The organism is Paenibacillus sp. PK3_47 (genome assembly GCF_023520895.1).
Lineage (GTDB): Bacteria > Bacillota > Bacilli > Paenibacillales > Paenibacillaceae > Paenibacillus_AQ.
In genome coordinates, this window is sequence record NZ_CP026029.1 from 2,042,348 (window position 1) to 2,055,815 (window position 13,468).

Annotated in this window: 20 protein-coding genes; 1 reads left to right on the plus strand and 19 read right to left on the minus strand. The window is 49.1% G+C overall.

What is annotated here, in order from left to right; all coding sequences use genetic code 11:
- The first annotated feature begins 115 nt into the window (after positions 1 to 115).
- Entirely contained in the window at positions 116 to 784 is a 669-nt protein-coding gene (gene gerD, locus C2I18_RS09220; RefSeq protein ID WP_249900917.1) for a spore germination lipoprotein GerD, read from the plus strand.
- 53 nt (positions 785 to 837) lie between these two features.
- Here gerD and C2I18_RS09225 read toward each other — a convergent pair whose 3' ends face one another.
- The 19 genes from C2I18_RS09225 to rpmD form a co-directional block, all read right to left on the minus strand.
- Entirely contained in the window at positions 838 to 1,947 is a 1,110-nt protein-coding gene (locus C2I18_RS09225) for an Mrp/NBP35 family ATP-binding protein (protein WP_249900918.1), read from the minus strand.
- 92 nt (positions 1,948 to 2,039) lie between these two features.
- The gene (gene cwlD / locus C2I18_RS09230) at positions 2,040 to 2,786 is read right to left on the minus strand and encodes an N-acetylmuramoyl-L-alanine amidase CwlD (RefSeq protein ID WP_249900919.1); all 747 of its coding nucleotides are present in this window, start codon (positions 2,784 to 2,786) and stop codon (positions 2,040 to 2,042) included.
- Between the two features lie 78 nt (positions 2,787 to 2,864).
- Positions 2,865 to 4,034 carry a sulfate adenylyltransferase gene (gene sat / locus C2I18_RS09235; RefSeq protein ID WP_249900920.1) on the minus strand — a complete coding sequence of 390 codons (1,170 nt, stop codon included), beginning with the start codon at positions 4,032 to 4,034 and terminating at the stop codon, positions 2,865 to 2,867.
- A gap of 34 nt (positions 4,035 to 4,068) precedes the next feature.
- Positions 4,069 to 4,761: a phosphoadenylyl-sulfate reductase gene (locus tag C2I18_RS09240; protein WP_249902057.1), complete on the minus strand. Its 693-nt coding sequence runs from the start codon at positions 4,759 to 4,761 to the stop codon at positions 4,069 to 4,071.
- A 192-nt stretch (positions 4,762 to 4,953) separates the two neighbouring features.
- A complete protein-coding gene (gene rpsI, locus C2I18_RS09245; protein ID WP_249900921.1) occupies positions 4,954 to 5,346 on the minus strand; it encodes a 30S ribosomal protein S9 in 393 nt (130 codons plus the stop codon).
- 20 nt (positions 5,347 to 5,366) lie between these two features.
- Entirely contained in the window at positions 5,367 to 5,804 is a 438-nt protein-coding gene (rplM, locus tag C2I18_RS09250; RefSeq protein ID WP_249900922.1) for a 50S ribosomal protein L13, read from the minus strand.
- A gap of 186 nt (positions 5,805 to 5,990) precedes the next feature.
- Positions 5,991 to 6,785: a tRNA pseudouridine(38-40) synthase TruA gene (gene truA, locus C2I18_RS09255; RefSeq protein WP_249900923.1), complete on the minus strand. Its 795-nt coding sequence runs from the start codon at positions 6,783 to 6,785 to the stop codon at positions 5,991 to 5,993.
- 225 nt (positions 6,786 to 7,010) lie between these two features.
- A complete protein-coding gene (rplQ, locus tag C2I18_RS09260) occupies positions 7,011 to 7,376 on the minus strand; it encodes a 50S ribosomal protein L17 (RefSeq protein ID WP_019908254.1) in 366 nt (121 codons plus the stop codon).
- 43 nt (positions 7,377 to 7,419) lie between these two features.
- Positions 7,420 to 8,364: a DNA-directed RNA polymerase subunit alpha gene (locus tag C2I18_RS09265; RefSeq protein WP_249900924.1), complete on the minus strand. Its 945-nt coding sequence runs from the start codon at positions 8,362 to 8,364 to the stop codon at positions 7,420 to 7,422.
- Between the two features lie 129 nt (positions 8,365 to 8,493).
- Positions 8,494 to 8,889 (minus strand): 30S ribosomal protein S11, encoded by a 396-nt coding sequence (rpsK, locus tag C2I18_RS09270; protein ID WP_062520357.1) that lies wholly within the window; start codon positions 8,887 to 8,889, stop codon positions 8,494 to 8,496.
- A 19-nt stretch (positions 8,890 to 8,908) separates the two neighbouring features.
- Positions 8,909 to 9,277 (minus strand): 30S ribosomal protein S13, encoded by a 369-nt coding sequence (gene rpsM / locus C2I18_RS09275; protein ID WP_249900925.1) that lies wholly within the window; start codon positions 9,275 to 9,277, stop codon positions 8,909 to 8,911.
- Positions 9,278 to 9,296: 19 nt separating this feature from the next.
- Positions 9,297 to 9,410 (minus strand): 50S ribosomal protein L36, encoded by a 114-nt coding sequence (gene rpmJ / locus C2I18_RS09280; protein ID WP_003322638.1) that lies wholly within the window; start codon positions 9,408 to 9,410, stop codon positions 9,297 to 9,299.
- Positions 9,411 to 9,463: 53 nt separating this feature from the next.
- Positions 9,464 to 9,679, minus strand: a complete 216-nt coding sequence (gene infA, locus C2I18_RS09285; protein ID WP_018753971.1) for a translation initiation factor IF-1 — start codon at positions 9,677 to 9,679, stop codon at positions 9,464 to 9,466.
- A gap of 2 nt (positions 9,680 to 9,681) precedes the next feature.
- Entirely contained in the window at positions 9,682 to 9,990 is a 309-nt protein-coding gene (locus tag C2I18_RS09290) for a KOW domain-containing RNA-binding protein (protein WP_249900926.1), read from the minus strand.
- 11 nt (positions 9,991 to 10,001) lie between these two features.
- Positions 10,002 to 10,754: a type I methionyl aminopeptidase gene (gene map, locus C2I18_RS09295; RefSeq protein ID WP_249900927.1), complete on the minus strand. Its 753-nt coding sequence runs from the start codon at positions 10,752 to 10,754 to the stop codon at positions 10,002 to 10,004.
- A 4-nt stretch (positions 10,755 to 10,758) separates the two neighbouring features.
- Complete coding sequence (locus tag C2I18_RS09300) at positions 10,759 to 11,403, minus strand: adenylate kinase (protein WP_249900928.1); 645 nt, start codon at positions 11,401 to 11,403, stop codon at positions 10,759 to 10,761.
- Positions 11,404 to 11,499: 96 nt separating this feature from the next.
- Positions 11,500 to 12,798 (minus strand): preprotein translocase subunit SecY, encoded by a 1,299-nt coding sequence (secY, locus tag C2I18_RS09305; protein WP_249900929.1) that lies wholly within the window; start codon positions 12,796 to 12,798, stop codon positions 11,500 to 11,502.
- Positions 12,798 to 13,238, minus strand: coding sequence for a 50S ribosomal protein L15 (gene rplO / locus C2I18_RS09310; protein WP_249900930.1), 441 nt, complete (start codon positions 13,236 to 13,238; stop codon positions 12,798 to 12,800). The genes secY and rplO overlap by 1 nt, the downstream gene beginning before the upstream one ends.
- A gap of 40 nt (positions 13,239 to 13,278) precedes the next feature.
- Positions 13,279 to 13,464, minus strand: a complete 186-nt coding sequence (gene rpmD / locus C2I18_RS09315; protein WP_019908243.1) for a 50S ribosomal protein L30 — start codon at positions 13,462 to 13,464, stop codon at positions 13,279 to 13,281.
- Positions 13,465 to 13,468 lie beyond the last annotated feature (4 nt).

The window sequence follows — 13,468 nt, forward strand, 5'->3', positions numbered from 1 at the left end:
CTTCGCGTCAGATTTATTTTACCAAGCTTACCGGCAAAAAACCATTACACAGCAACATAAATGTGTGCCCGTGCGGCATACTACAATCAGGAATCCTATAAGGAGGGCAGCGCCAATGAAATGGAGGAGTTTGTGGGCCGGAGGCCTTGCTTTAACGATGGTTATGGCCTTGACAGCCTGCGGGGGAGAACAGAGCAGTTCTTCCGGTCAGATGGGATACAAGGAAATGAAGACAATGGTGGTCGATATATTGAAAAGTGATGAAGGGAAAAAGGCAGTAGAGGAGGCCCTCTCTTCCAGCTCCGGATCCGGAGGGGGCACCAGCACCCTAAGCATGAAAATGATGCCGATGCAGACGACCGAGCAAATCCGGGTCGCCGTGAAGGATACAATTACCGCACCGGAGTATCAAAAGGAAATCGAAAAGATTATGACGGACCCCCAGTTTGCCGGCGATTTTGCCAAAGCGATTAATAAGGAGAGCAAAGAACTGCATCTTCAGCTGATCAAGGATCCCACTTATCAAAAGTCCGTTGAAGAGATCATGAAATCGCCTGAAATGATGAAGATGTTCCTTGATCTTACCAAGACCTCCGATTACCGCAAGCAGTCCATGACAATCATGCAGGAAGCCATGCAGAACCCGATGTTCAGGATGGAAGTCCTCGGGCTGCTTAAGACCGTAGTTCAGGAGGAGCTGCAGCCAAAGACTCAGAAAAAAGGTGAAGGCGGCGGTGAGAGCGGGGGCGGCGGTCAGGAAGGCGGCAGTGATTCAGGTTCATAATACAAAAGAGGCCTTATCCGTAAAACGGACGGGCCTCTTTTTATGTCTGCTAATTACTGTTCATACCTGGCAATAAGCTTATCGGCAACCTCTGCGAACAGCCCGGCAGTAGGTGTCTCTGCTTTGTATACAGAAGGCGAGAAATCCGGCTCCGAAATATGATTATCCGGTGCGCCAAGCGGTACCTGGGCAAGCAGCTCTGTATGCAGCGTCTCCGCCAGCCGCGCTCCGCCTCCCCGTCCAAAGATATAATCCCTCTTGCCGCAGTCAGAGCACTCGTAATAAGCCATGTTCTCAATGACACCCAGAATCTCATGTTCCGTCTGCAGCGCCATAGAGCCCGCTCTGGCCGCCACAAAGGCCGCTGTAGCATGAGGGGTAGTCACTATGATCTCTTTGCTGTGCGGAAGCATCTGGTGCACGTCCAGAGCTACGTCGCCTGTACCCGGAGGCAGATCAAGCAGCATATAATCAAGCTCGCCCCAGCCCACGTCGCTGAAGAATTGGCGGAGCATCTTGCCCAGCATCGGCCCTCTCCAGATAACCGGGCTGTTCTCACGGATGAAGAAGCCCATAGACATAACTTTGACTCCGAAACGTTCTACAGGAATAATAGTTCCTTCCTCAACAACCGGTCCTTCTTCAATGCCCATCATGTCAGGAATGCTGAAGCCGTAGATATCAGCGTCAATAAGTCCGACTTTCTTACCTTTGCGTGCCAGTGCGACTGCCAGATTCACAGTGACCGTGGACTTACCGACGCCGCCTTTACCGCTCGCCACGGCTATAAATTTCACGCCGGAATTCTCATTGATCAGCTGATGCTCCTCAAGCCCCGCTGCATGCCCTTTGAGCTTGCCCTCCTGTTCTTCTTCAGGCTCGTCCGCCACGCTCTCTCCGCGCAATATAGCGCGCTCATAATCGGTGGCATCTCGCAGGCGGATATGTACATTCTCCGCACCGCCCTCCTGAAGCCGTTCACGCACCTGCTGCTCCAGCATCATGCGGCTCGTCTCCTCCGAATCCAGACAAACCAGCGATAAAGAGATCCGGTCTTCCTTGACCATAATATCGCGGATCAATTGAAGATCTATAAGGCTTTTTCCGGATTCCGGGTCTGTGATCGACTGCAAAAGCTCCTGAATTTGTTCCCTGGTCAGCATGGAAAGCACCTCTGTTTCTTTCCGGACGGGTATAACTCCGGCATTTTTGAGTCTATTATAGCACTACCCTTCCGTGAATGAGTAGTCCCTGCTCAGGGCTGTTCAGAGGTATAACGTAAAATGCCCCGGTATATGCTGGTCGCTACCTTGCGCTGGTACACATCATCCCCTAAAAGAGCAGACTCCTGCGGATGGGATAGAAATCCTACCTCGACCAGCGCCGCAGGCATTTTTAAAGCTTTTAACAAATAAATGGTATTGGCTGTTTTGGCCACACGGTCTGTATTCTCAAGCGTAATCCGCAGCTCCTCCTGCATATAATCGGCTAATTTCTTATTCCCTTCGTTACTGGGGTAATAGAAAGTCTGTGCTCCGCTCCAGCGGTTGGAAGGCACACTGTTCATATGCACGCTGATAAAGAGGTCCGCCCCCTTCTCCTCAATGCTTCTGACCCTCTGCTTCAAATCCTCAGTCTTACGTTTGGAATAGCCTTTGGTGCCCTCTCCGGCAAGGTCATAATCCCCCTCACGGGTCATGACAACGATCGCACCAGCCTGCTGCAGATAATCACGCAGATACAGGGAAACGGCAAGATTAATATCCTTTTCAATCAGGCCTTCCCGGCTGACCGCTCCTCCGTCAGGTCCCCCGTGACCGGCATCAATGGCAATGATTTTTCCTGACAGCGGCAGGCTCCAGTAATTCAGCGTCTTCGCTGTAGGCATATCATAGGCAATGATGCCGATCATCACCGCAAGCAGCACGGCTCCCAGCATACTTTTTTTGATACTGCTCCATGTAATCCAGACCGAGACTTTTCCCTGCTTTCGGCCAGACATAACAAAGACCCCCTCGTCCCGATAGATTCTACTCATCTATATGGGACAAGAGGGCCAAATAGTACTTGGCTGTGTTATTTAGGCATTCACGTGCTGGGACATTCCTTCAATCAGAATCTCCGCAACCTCAGGCCGTGTAAATTCAGGCGGCGGGCATTTCCCCTCACGGAGCAGCCCGCGCACTTTCGTGCCGGACAACGTCAAATGCTGATCAGCGGGATGAGGGCATGTTTTGCTGGAAGCCATGTTTCCGCATTTAGTGCAGAAGAAGCTGTGCTCAAAAAATAACGGGGTAATCCCCAGTTCTTCCGGAGTGAAATTCGCAAAGATTTCCTGTGCTTCATAAGTACCGTAATAGTCACCGACACCTGCATGATCGCGGCCGACGATAAAATGTGTGCAGCCGTAATTCTTACGCACCATTGCATGAAAAATCGCTTCTCTCGGGCCAGCATAACGCATCGCCGCCGGGAAGACGCCCAGGAACGTCCGGTCCTGCGGATAATAGTTCTCCAGCAGCGCCAGATAACTCTTCATCCGCACATTCGCCGGCACATCATCCGACTTGGTCTCCCCAACCAGAGGATTCAGGAACAGGGCATCCACAACCTCCATAGCACACTTCTGAATGTACTCATGGGCACGGTGGACAGGATTACGGGTCTGGAAGCCCACAACAGTTCTCCAGCCCTTCTCAGCGAAGATCTGACGGGTCTTGGCGGGATCAAAGTAGAACTCGCCGAACTTCTCCGGACGCGGACGGTTCAGCACCGTAATTGGACCGCCGATATAGGTGGATGGACGGGCAAGCAGCTTGGCTACACCCGGGTGGGCAGGATCAGTGGTCTTGAATACATTCTGCGCTTCAATCTGCTGATCCACACTGTATATGCTCTGTACTTCCAGCAGTCCGTATATCACGCCGTCTTCTTCGCCGGTGAGCGAAACGGTATCACCTACTGCAAGACTGGAAGCTACCGCCTCATCCACTGCCAGAGTGACCGGAATGCTCCACACCGTACCATCAGCCAGACGCATACTTTTGACAACAGAGTGGTAATCTTTTTCGTTCAGAAAACCAGTAAGCGGCGAAAAGGCGCCTACACCGATCAAATCCAGGTCCGAAATGGTCCATGTGTTAATTGCAATTTTTTTATAACCGGAAGCTTGCTGCAGCAGCAGCTCTCTCTCTGCTCCCTCTGCGATACGCTGAACCAGTGTGCCTCCATGTGGAAGTATTGACGTCATTTCTGCTCTCTCCTCCTGTGCGTTGCTAATGTGCTTACTTATGCAGCCCGCATTCCGTTTTATCGTTTCCTGACCATCTTCCGGCACGCGGATCTTCGCCAGGCATTACTGCACGGGTGCAATGCTCACAGCCGATGCTAGGGAAATTGCGGTCATGCAGCGGGTTATATACAACATCGTTCTCACGGATATAATTCCATACATCCTCGGTGGTCCAGTCCGCAATCGGATTAAACTTCACCAGTCCGAATTTGTAGTCGTACTCCACCTTCTTGGCGTTTGCACGGGTCGGGGCCTGATCACGGCGGATACCTGTAATCCAGGCATCGTACTGGGAAAGAATCCGGGTAAGCGGCTCTACTTTGCGGATCGCACAGCATTGGTTAGGATCGACATTCCATAGTGCCTCGCCGTACTGAAGAGCCTGCTCCTGGGGAGTGATCTGCGGGGATACACGCACAAACTCCATTCCATATTTATCAGCCATAATATCTCTGGTCTCGTAAGTTTCTTTGAAGTGATAATCAGTATCCAGGTAGAAAACATCAGTGGAAGGACTCACCTTTTGCAGCATATCGACAAGTACTACATCCTCTGCCCCGAAGCTGCAGGCAAAAGTAATATTCGGAAAGGTCTCTACCGCCCAGCGGATAATGTCTTCAGGCGATGCGTGCTCCAGTTCCTCAGCTTTGACTTTGATTAAATCCTCTTTCTCCAGCAGATTCATAATCATCTTCCTCCATCCTGATATCAGAAAAAATTCATTTCCGTTAATTCCAACTATTCTTATAAGGAATAGTATATAGCATACCGGGCACAAGTCAATGCTTTTTTCCATTTTGGATTAAAGTTGTTTTAGAATATAAAAAAGCCCCTGACCCAAAGGGCCAGAGGCTTGATATCCTTGTGACAAGGAATATTAACGTTTCGAGAACTGTGGAGCGCGACGAGCGGCTTTGAGGCCGTATTTCTTACGCTCTTTCATGCGTGGGTCACGAGTCAGGAAGCCGGCTTTCTTAAGCGTACCGCGGTATTCCGGGTCTACTTTCAGAAGAGCACGGGAAATTCCGTGACGGATGGCTCCAGCTTGACCGGAGATACCGCCGCCGTGTGCAAGAACGATTACATCGTAGTTGCCCAGTGTTTCAGTCAGATTCAAAGGTTGTCTAACGATCATCTTCAGTGTTTCCACACCGAAATATTCTTCCATATCGCGTTTGTTAATGACAATGCGTCCTTCACCCGGTACAAGGCGAACACGTGCTACCGAATGTTTACGACGACCTGTCCCATAGTATTGTACTTGTGCCATGAAACTGTCCTCCTCTATTCTTATCCGCGAAGTTCGTAAACTTCAGGTTTTTGTGCTGCATGTGGATGCTCGGCGCCTGCATAAACTTTAAGTCTCAGCTTCATGTGATTGCCTTGGCGAGTCTTAGGAATCATACCGTGAACAGCAGATTCAATTACACGCTCAGGTTTTGTTTTCAGCATATCATCAGCAGTTGTAACTTTCAGACCGCCTGGGTGCATCGAGTGACGGTAGTATTTCTTGTTTTGCAGTTTCTTACCTGTCAGGTGAATCTTCTCAGCGTTGATAACAATTACGAAATCTCCAGTATCAACATGTGGAGTGAATTGCGGTTTGTGTTTGCCGCGGATCAGGGCAGCGGCTTCGCTAGCCAAACGGCCAAGTGTCTTGCCTTCGGCATCAATGATGTGCCAAGTGCGTTCAACTTCGTTCGGCTTCGCCATATAGGTGGTACGCATGAATGTTTCCTCCTTGTTCTCGTACGAAAATCATATGTTTCGTATATCTTATTTCTCATTGAATTACGATTATGTGAGTTAAAAAAAGCTTGTTGGTTGGCATTTTCTTGATCGGGGCTGTGGGATAGCCATCAAGAAAACACAACTTTTATATTACAGTATAAACGTGACAAGTGCAAGTGATTTTTAAACATGAAGTCTATATTCTTCGCTCTCTTCATATTCAACACTCCAGAGGGCAAGTCCCTTGGCTACTGCCGTAGGTCCCGCCGCCGCACGGTCACATGCAGCAAGAATATCCGCGATCCGGTCCGGGTGGATTTTGCCTTCCCCCACCTGAATCAGCGTACCCATAATGATGCGGACCATATGCTGAAGAAATCCGCTGCCTGTAATATACGTCTGGATAACACCCTGGTCTTTGGAGCCCGGCCGGCACATACTGCTGTCTATCTCCATATGGGCCTCATAGATCGTCCTTACATGCGAAGCCTTAGTAGACTTACGCGAAGCAAAGGATGTGTAATCATGAGTACCCAGCAGATGTTCAAGACCCTGCTGCATAGCAGGAATATCGAGCCCCACCGGATGATGATGCTGCCAGCGCCGCTGAAACGGGTCCGGGAACCGGTTGCCGTTGATCGTGTAGCGGTAAGTTTTACGCTTGGCTCCCCTGCGCGAGTGGAACGAAAGCGGAACCTCCCAAGCCTCAGTCACCACAATATCCTGCGGCAGCCTGGCATTCAGGGCCAGACACCAGCGCTCAAGCGGAATTTGGGAAGAGGTTATAAAGTTAAACGGCTGGCCAAAAGCATGCACCCCCGCGTCTGTCCGTCCTGAGGCGGTAATCTTAAGGGCCTCGCCGGTCAGATGCAGAATGGCCTGTTCCAGCCGGTCCTGAATCGTATTGCCCTGAGGCTGGGTCTGAAAGCCATCATAGTGGGTACCGTCATAATTGACTTTCATCAATAGATTGCGCATTCCGTTCTTCCTTTCAACCTGTTCCTTACTAAAACACAAAACCATCGTCCTTCAAAAAAAAAGAGCCCCGGCGGGAGCTCCTTCTACTCTATACAAGGTGATTCCCGCGGTTATTGGTACAGCAGGGCCTTAGCGCCCCTGCAGCACAATAACATTAATACTTCCCTGCCCATCCCTTAGAGGAATGTGCCTAAAGATTACAGATCGGAAATCATTACTTGCGTCCTACGCACGGTCTACCAGTTCAAGATAAACCATAGGCGCAGCATCGCCACGGCGAGGTCCCAGCTTCAGGATACGAGTGTATCCGCCTGGACGCTCTGTGTAACGAGGAGCAATATCAGAGAACAATTTTTGGATTGCATCTTGTTCACCATCAACAGTCTCGCGACGAACAAAAGCTGCTACTTGACGACGAGCATGAAGATCGCCCTTTTTCGCTTTAGTGATCAGTTTCTCAGCGATGGAACGAACTTCCTTCGCCTTAGCTTCAGTAGTCTGGATACGCTCATATAGGAACAGATCCGTTACCATATCGCGGAACAACGCTTTACGCGCACTGGAATCACGGCCCAACTTTTGGTATGCCATTTGTTTTCCCTCCTTCACTCAAGTACTCAAGTTAATCTTTGAACTATTCTTCTGTACGGAGACCCAAACCGAGCTCCTCAAGCTTCTCTTGAACTTCTTCCAAAGATTTGCGGCCCAGGTTACGAACCTTCATCATATCTTCTTCAGTTTTCGTAGTCAGCTCTTGCACGGTATTAATACCGGCACGTTTGAGGCAGTTGTAGGAACGGACAGAAAGATCGAGTTCTTCGATAGTCATCTCAAGCACTTTTTCTTTTTTGTCTTCTTCTTTTTCGACCATAATTTCGGCGTCTTTCGCTTCGTCCGTAAGTCCTACGAACAAAACGAGGTGCTCGTTCAAAATTTTGGCTCCAAGGCTAACGGCCTCTTCCGGTCTGATGCTTCCATCTGTCCAAACTTCCAGTGTCAACTTGTCGTAGTTGGTCACTTGACCTACACGAGTGTTGGCAATTTCGTAATTCACACGGGAAATAGGAGTGTAGATGGAGTCAACCGGAATAACACCGATTGGCTGGTCGTCGCGTTTGTTCCGGTCTGCTTGGACATAGCCGCGACCACGGCCTGCAAAAATTCGCATGTGAAGTCTCGCGCCAGGTCCCAGCGTTGCAATGTGAAGATCCGGGTTGAGGATCTCAACATCGCTATCCGCACGGATATCACCTGCGGTAACGACGCCTTCACCCTCAGCATCAATCTCGAACACTTTCTCTTCATCTGAATGAATCTTCAGGGAAAGAGCTTTAAGGTTCAAAATGATTTCCGTCACATCTTCCATTACGCCAGGAACGGTCGAGAACTCATGCAGAACGCCGTCAATTTGGACCGAAGTTACTGCAGCTCCCGGCAGGGAGGAAAGCAGAATCCGGCGAAGCGAGTTCCCCAGAGTCGTTCCGTATCCACGTTCCAGCGGTTCAACTACGAATTTCCCATAGGTTCCTTCATCATTGGCTTCTACGGTCTCAATCTTCGGCTTTTCGATTTCTATCACGAGTGTACCCCTCCTTCAAACGTCGCTCCTATATGAAACAGTCACCCATCAGGTGCATCATGTAGTATGCCTAAACACCTATTATTAGCAGATGCGTCAGAATTATACCACAATCACAATTCTGATTTACTATACGCGGCGACGCTTCGGCGGACGGCATCCATTGTGAGGAACCGGAGTTACGTCTTTAATGAGGTTTACTTCAAGGCCTGCGGCTTGAAGGGAACGGATGGCTGCTTCGCGGCCTGCGCCCGGTCCTTTAACCATAACTTCAACGGACTTCATGCCGTGTTCCATAGCAGCTTTAGCAGCTGTTTCGGCTGCCATTTGCGCTGCAAATGGAGTCGATTTACGGGAACCTCTGAATCCTTGACCACCGGAGCTTGCCCAGGAAATTGCATTTCCGTGAGGATCCGTGATCGTAACGATAGTGTTGTTGAACGTGGAACGGATGTGTGCCACGCCAGACTCGATATTTTTCCGGTCGCGACGTTTAGTACGTACGACTTTTTTCGGTTTAGCCATTGTCTCTTATCCCCCCTTATTATTTCTTCTTGTTTGCTACAGTACGACGAGGGCCCTTACGGGTACGGGCATTCGTTTTGGTACGTTGACCGCGAACAGGCAATCCACGACGGTGACGAACACCGCGGTAGCAGCCGATCTCAGTAAGACGTTTAATATTCAAGGAAATTTCACGACGCAGGTCACCTTCAACCTTGACCGATTTGTCGATCGTTTCACGCAGTTTGCTGACTTCATCTTCCGTCAAATCACGGACACGTGTGTTAACGTCAATGCCTGTTTCACTAAGGATTTTCTGGGAAGTCGTTTTACCGATTCCGAAAATGTAAGTCAAGGCGATCTCAACGCGTTTGTCACGTGGCAAATCCACTCCAGCTATACGAGCCATTTTACGCTACACCCCCTTCTTAACCTTGTTTTTGTTTGTGCTTCGGATTTTCGCAAATCACCATAACAGTCCCTTTGCGGCGGATGACTTTGCATTTTTCGCAAATGGGCTTTACAGAAGGTCTTACCTTCATGTTAATTACCTCCTCAAAGTTTTGCGAAGCAAAACTTTCGTTGTAGTTCCCATCTATTTACGGTAAGTTATACGGCCCTTACTTAGATCGTAAGGCGATAACTGCACGACCACTTTGTCTCCGGTTAGGATACGGATAAAGTGCATCCGCAATTTCCCGGACACATGGGCAAGTATTTGATGACCGTTCTCAAGCTCAACCTTAAACGTTGCATTTGGCAACGGCTCAATGACCGTACCTTCTACTTCAATTACATCTTCCTTAGCCACAGTTAGTCTCCTTTCTTGTCAGCACTTATTCCAGCGGGTCTGCCGTACTTCATCACTGCAAAACGCAGCTTTCCGTTGGTTACCCGTCCGGTTTCTTCCAAACTGTCCACAATCTCATTACTGATGAAGGGTATGAGCTCCAGATGCCCGATATTCTTCTTCTTCGGCCCGTCAAACTTTCGTTTGTCCCCATCGGCAATATATACAAATCTGCTATCAACAACTGCGATAACAACGGCAGCCTCTCCGGCATCTTTGCCTTTGAGTATTCTCACCAATTGACCAACCTGCGGGCTGCTCCCAGCATTCACTTGAAGATCACCTACGCATTCAGTTTTGTGAAAATTTCCATGCCATCCGGTGTAACTGCTACTGTATGCTCAAAGTGAGCACAGAGTGAACCGTCAACCGTGACGACCGTCCAGTTATCTTCCAAGGTCTTGACATATCTGTCCCCGGCGTTCACCATCGGCTCAATCGCGAGTACCATACCCGGTTTCAGACGTGGTCCGCGGTCCGCTATGCCATAATTCGGAATTTGCGGTTCTTCATGCAGTTTTGCCCCGATGCCATGACCCACATACTCGCGTACGACGGAGAACCCGGCGTCCTCGATATATGTTTGAATTGCATGGGAGATTGTAAACAAGCGCACATCCGGTTTAACTAACGCCAGTCCTGCGTACAGGGAAGCTTCTGTAACGTCCAGCAAACGCTGAGCCTCTTCAGAAATATTACCCACTCCGTAGGTCCAGGCGGAGTCACCGTGATAACCGCGGTACTCTGCACCGATATCAAGCGTAACAATGTCGCCTTCAACCAGTTTGCGTTTGCCCGGAAATCCATGCACCAATTGTTCGTTGACTGAAGCACAAATGCTGGCAGGAAAACCGTTGTAGCCTTTGAAAGACGGCACAGCACCTTGACTGCGAATGTATTGATCGGCGATTCTGTCAAGCTCTCCGGTAGTGATGCCCGGCTGGATAGCCGCTGCAATCAGACGGTGAGACTCGGCAACAATTCGACCAGCTTCCCTCATAAAGGCAAGTTCCTGTTCGGATTTACAAATGATCATTACATTAACCCCGCAGTAAAGATACGATTTCAGAGGTAACGACATTAATTTCGTTCTCTCCGTTCACCTGACGCAAAAGACCTTTATTCTCATAGAATGCAAGCAGCGGAGCTGTTTTGTTGTCATACTCATCCAGACGCTTGCCTACACTCTCTTCGTTGTCATCCGGACGTTGATACAATTCACCGCCATCAATGTCGCAAATGCCTTCTTGCTTTGGCGGATTGAAAATTAAATGGTAGGATGCACCGCAAACTTTGCAGATCCGGCGTCCGGTAAGACGCGCCATCAGCAGTCCACGGTCAACATTCAAGTTGATTACATGATCAAGGGAAGTACCGACACGGCTTAGAATATCTTCCAGCGCTTCCGCTTGCGAAAGGGTTCTTGGAAAACCATCCAATAAGAAACCTTTTTCGCAATCGGACTGCTGAAGCCGTTCTTCAACAATTCCAATGGTCACATCATCAGGTACAAGCAAGCCTTGATCGATATAAGATTTAGCTTTCAGTCCAACCGGAGTCTCCTGCTTGATGGCCAAGCGGAAAGCATCTCCTGTCGAAATATGCGGAATGCCAAGTTCTTTTACAATTACAGCAGCTTGTGTTCCCTTGCCTGCCCCAGGAGGGCCCATGAATAAAATGTTCACGATTTCTCTTCTCCCCCCGAAACTTCGCCACCAAGCAAGAAACAGCACAATAGGTGCCGGGAAGTCATGACTCTCAGCCTCACCGGAACCTATCGCCTATTTATTGATGAAGCCTTTGTAATGGCGTTTGATCAATTGGCTCTCGATCTGCTTCATCGTATCCAAGGCAACACCGACAACGATCAGCAGTGCAGTACCGCCAATCTGTACTTCACGGGGCAACCCGGACAATGAACCGAAGAGTACCGGCATTACAGAGATCACAGCCAGGAACAACGCACCGGACATCGTCAGACGCGACATTACTCTGGTCAGATATTTCTCAGTAGCTTTACCTGGACGAATACCCGGAATGTATCCACCGTTCTTTTTCATGTTGTCTGCCATTTGCTGCGGGTTCATCTGGACAAACGTATAGAAGAACGTAAATCCGATGATCATGATTACATAAAGCACCATGCCGAGCGGCTTGTCATGAGCAAGATTATTGGTGATCCATTTGGCCCATTCATGGGTTGACCAGAAGCTCGATATTACGATTGGGAATTGAAGCAATGATACAGCGAAGATTACCGGAATAACACCTGCCGCATTGATTTTAAGCGGAATGTGCGTATTCTGTCCACCGTACATTTTGTTACCGACTACCCGTTTGGCATATTGCACAGGAATCTTACGAATCCCTTGCTGTACGAAGATAACTCCGACAACAACTGCCACAAGCACAATCAGTACGATAACGACTTTAAGAATATTCAGGAACATCTGATCCGGCTGAATAAAGCTTGATTGCGCCGTAGTCGCGATATATCCCGGAATGGCTGCGACGATTCCCGCAAAAATCAGGATCGAAATCCCGTTTCCTATCCCCTTTTCCGTGATCTGCTCACCCAGCCACATCAGGAAGGATGTACCTGCAGTCAGTATGATCGCGATCAGCAGATAATCCGCAAAGGTTGCATTAGGAATCATCTCGGCGCCGTAGATCCGGTTAAACCCGATTGAGGTAGCAAATGCTTGAATCAAACCAAGTACCACTGTGCCGTATCGGGTAATTTGCGCCAGTTGCTTTTTACCGTGCTCCCCTTGTTTGGCCCATTCGGCAAACTTGGGAACAACATCCATCGAGAGCAATTGCACGATGATGGATGCTGTAATGTACGGATAAATACTGATCGCAAATATCGAGAAGTTCTTGAGCGCTCCGCCCGAGAAGGTGTTCAAAAGACCCATCAAAGCTTCGCCGCCCTGATTTGCTGTCTCCAATACTTCCTTGTTCACACCGGGAACCGGTACAAAAGAACCGATGCGGTAAATGATCAGAACGAACAGGGTAAACAGGATCTTTTTGCGCAAATCTTCAATATGCCATATATTCTTAAGCGTCTTGAACATTAGATCACCTCGGTTTTACCGCCGGCAGCCTCGATTTTCTCTACCGCAGATTGAGAGAACTTATTTGCTTGTACAGTCAATTTAACGGTCAGTTCGCCGTTACCGAGAATCTTAATGCCGCTTTTGGAATTCTTGACAACACCAGTTTCAATCAGCAACTGTGGAGTCACTTCAGTTCCTTCAGCAAAGCTATTCAGATCTTCAAGGTTCACAATCGCATACTCTTTACGGGTAGGATTGATGAAACCACGTTTAGGCAGACGACGATAGAGTGGGTTTTGACCACCCTCGAAGCCAGGACGGACACCACCGCCGGAACGGGAGTTTTGACCTTTGTGACCGCGGCCCGAAGTTTTACCGTTCCCGCTACTTGGTCCGCGACCAACGCGGTTGCGTTCTTTACGGGATCCAGGAGCTGGAGCAAGTTCATGTAACTTCATCGTTTGCACCTCCTTATGTTTGTTAATTTATGAGAGGCGTTTAGCCTTCAATTTCTGTAACGGACAGCAAGTGGCTCACTTTGTTGATCATTCCGCGAATCGCAGGAGTGTCATTGTGAACCACGGACGAGTTAGTTTTACGCAGGCCGAGCGTCTTAACAGTAACACGTTGTGTTTCTGGACGTCCAATTACACTGCGTACGAGGGTAATTTGCAATTTAGCCATTGAC

Bases quoted from the DNA above. Each gene is read 5' to 3' on its own strand.
- C2I18_RS09225 (WP_249900918.1), bottom strand. From the start codon at position 1,947: ATGCTGACCAGGGAACAAATTCAGGAGCTTTTGCAGTCGATCACAGAC.
- rpsI (WP_249900921.1), bottom strand. From the start codon at position 5,346: ATGGCACAAGTACAATACTATGGGACAGGTCGTCGTAAACATTCGGTA.
- rpmD (WP_019908243.1), bottom strand. From the start codon at position 13,464: ATGGCTAAATTGCAAATTACCCTCGTACGCAGTGTAATTGGACGTCCA.
- C2I18_RS09240 (WP_249902057.1), bottom strand. From the start codon at position 4,761: ATGAATCTGCTGGAGAAAGAGGATTTAATCAAAGTCAAAGCTGAGGAA.
- rplQ (WP_019908254.1), bottom strand. From the start codon at position 7,376: ATGGCATACCAAAAGTTGGGCCGTGATTCCAGTGCGCGTAAAGCGTTG.
- map (WP_249900927.1), bottom strand. From the start codon at position 10,754: ATGATCATTTGTAAATCCGAACAGGAACTTGCCTTTATGAGGGAAGCT.
- sat (WP_249900920.1), bottom strand. From the start codon at position 4,034: ATGACGTCAATACTTCCACATGGAGGCACACTGGTTCAGCGTATCGCA.
- rpsK (WP_062520357.1), bottom strand. From the start codon at position 8,889: ATGGCTAAACCGAAAAAAGTCGTACGTACTAAACGTCGCGACCGGAAA.
- truA (WP_249900923.1), bottom strand. From the start codon at position 6,785: ATGCGCAATCTATTGATGAAAGTCAATTATGACGGTACCCACTATGAT.
- cwlD (WP_249900919.1), bottom strand. From the start codon at position 2,786: ATGTCTGGCCGAAAGCAGGGAAAAGTCTCGGTCTGGATTACATGGAGC.
- rpmJ (WP_003322638.1), bottom strand. From the start codon at position 9,410: ATGAAGGTAAGACCTTCTGTAAAGCCCATTTGCGAAAAATGCAAAGTC.
- rpsM (WP_249900925.1), bottom strand. From the start codon at position 9,277: ATGGCTCGTATAGCTGGAGTGGATTTGCCACGTGACAAACGCGTTGAG.
- gerD (WP_249900917.1), top strand. From the start codon at position 116: ATGAAATGGAGGAGTTTGTGGGCCGGAGGCCTTGCTTTAACGATGGTT.
- secY (WP_249900929.1), bottom strand. From the start codon at position 12,798: ATGTTCAAGACGCTTAAGAATATATGGCATATTGAAGATTTGCGCAAA.
- rplO (WP_249900930.1), bottom strand. From the start codon at position 13,238: ATGAAGTTACATGAACTTGCTCCAGCTCCTGGATCCCGTAAAGAACGC.
- rplM (WP_249900922.1), bottom strand. From the start codon at position 5,804: ATGCGTACCACCTATATGGCGAAGCCGAACGAAGTTGAACGCACTTGG.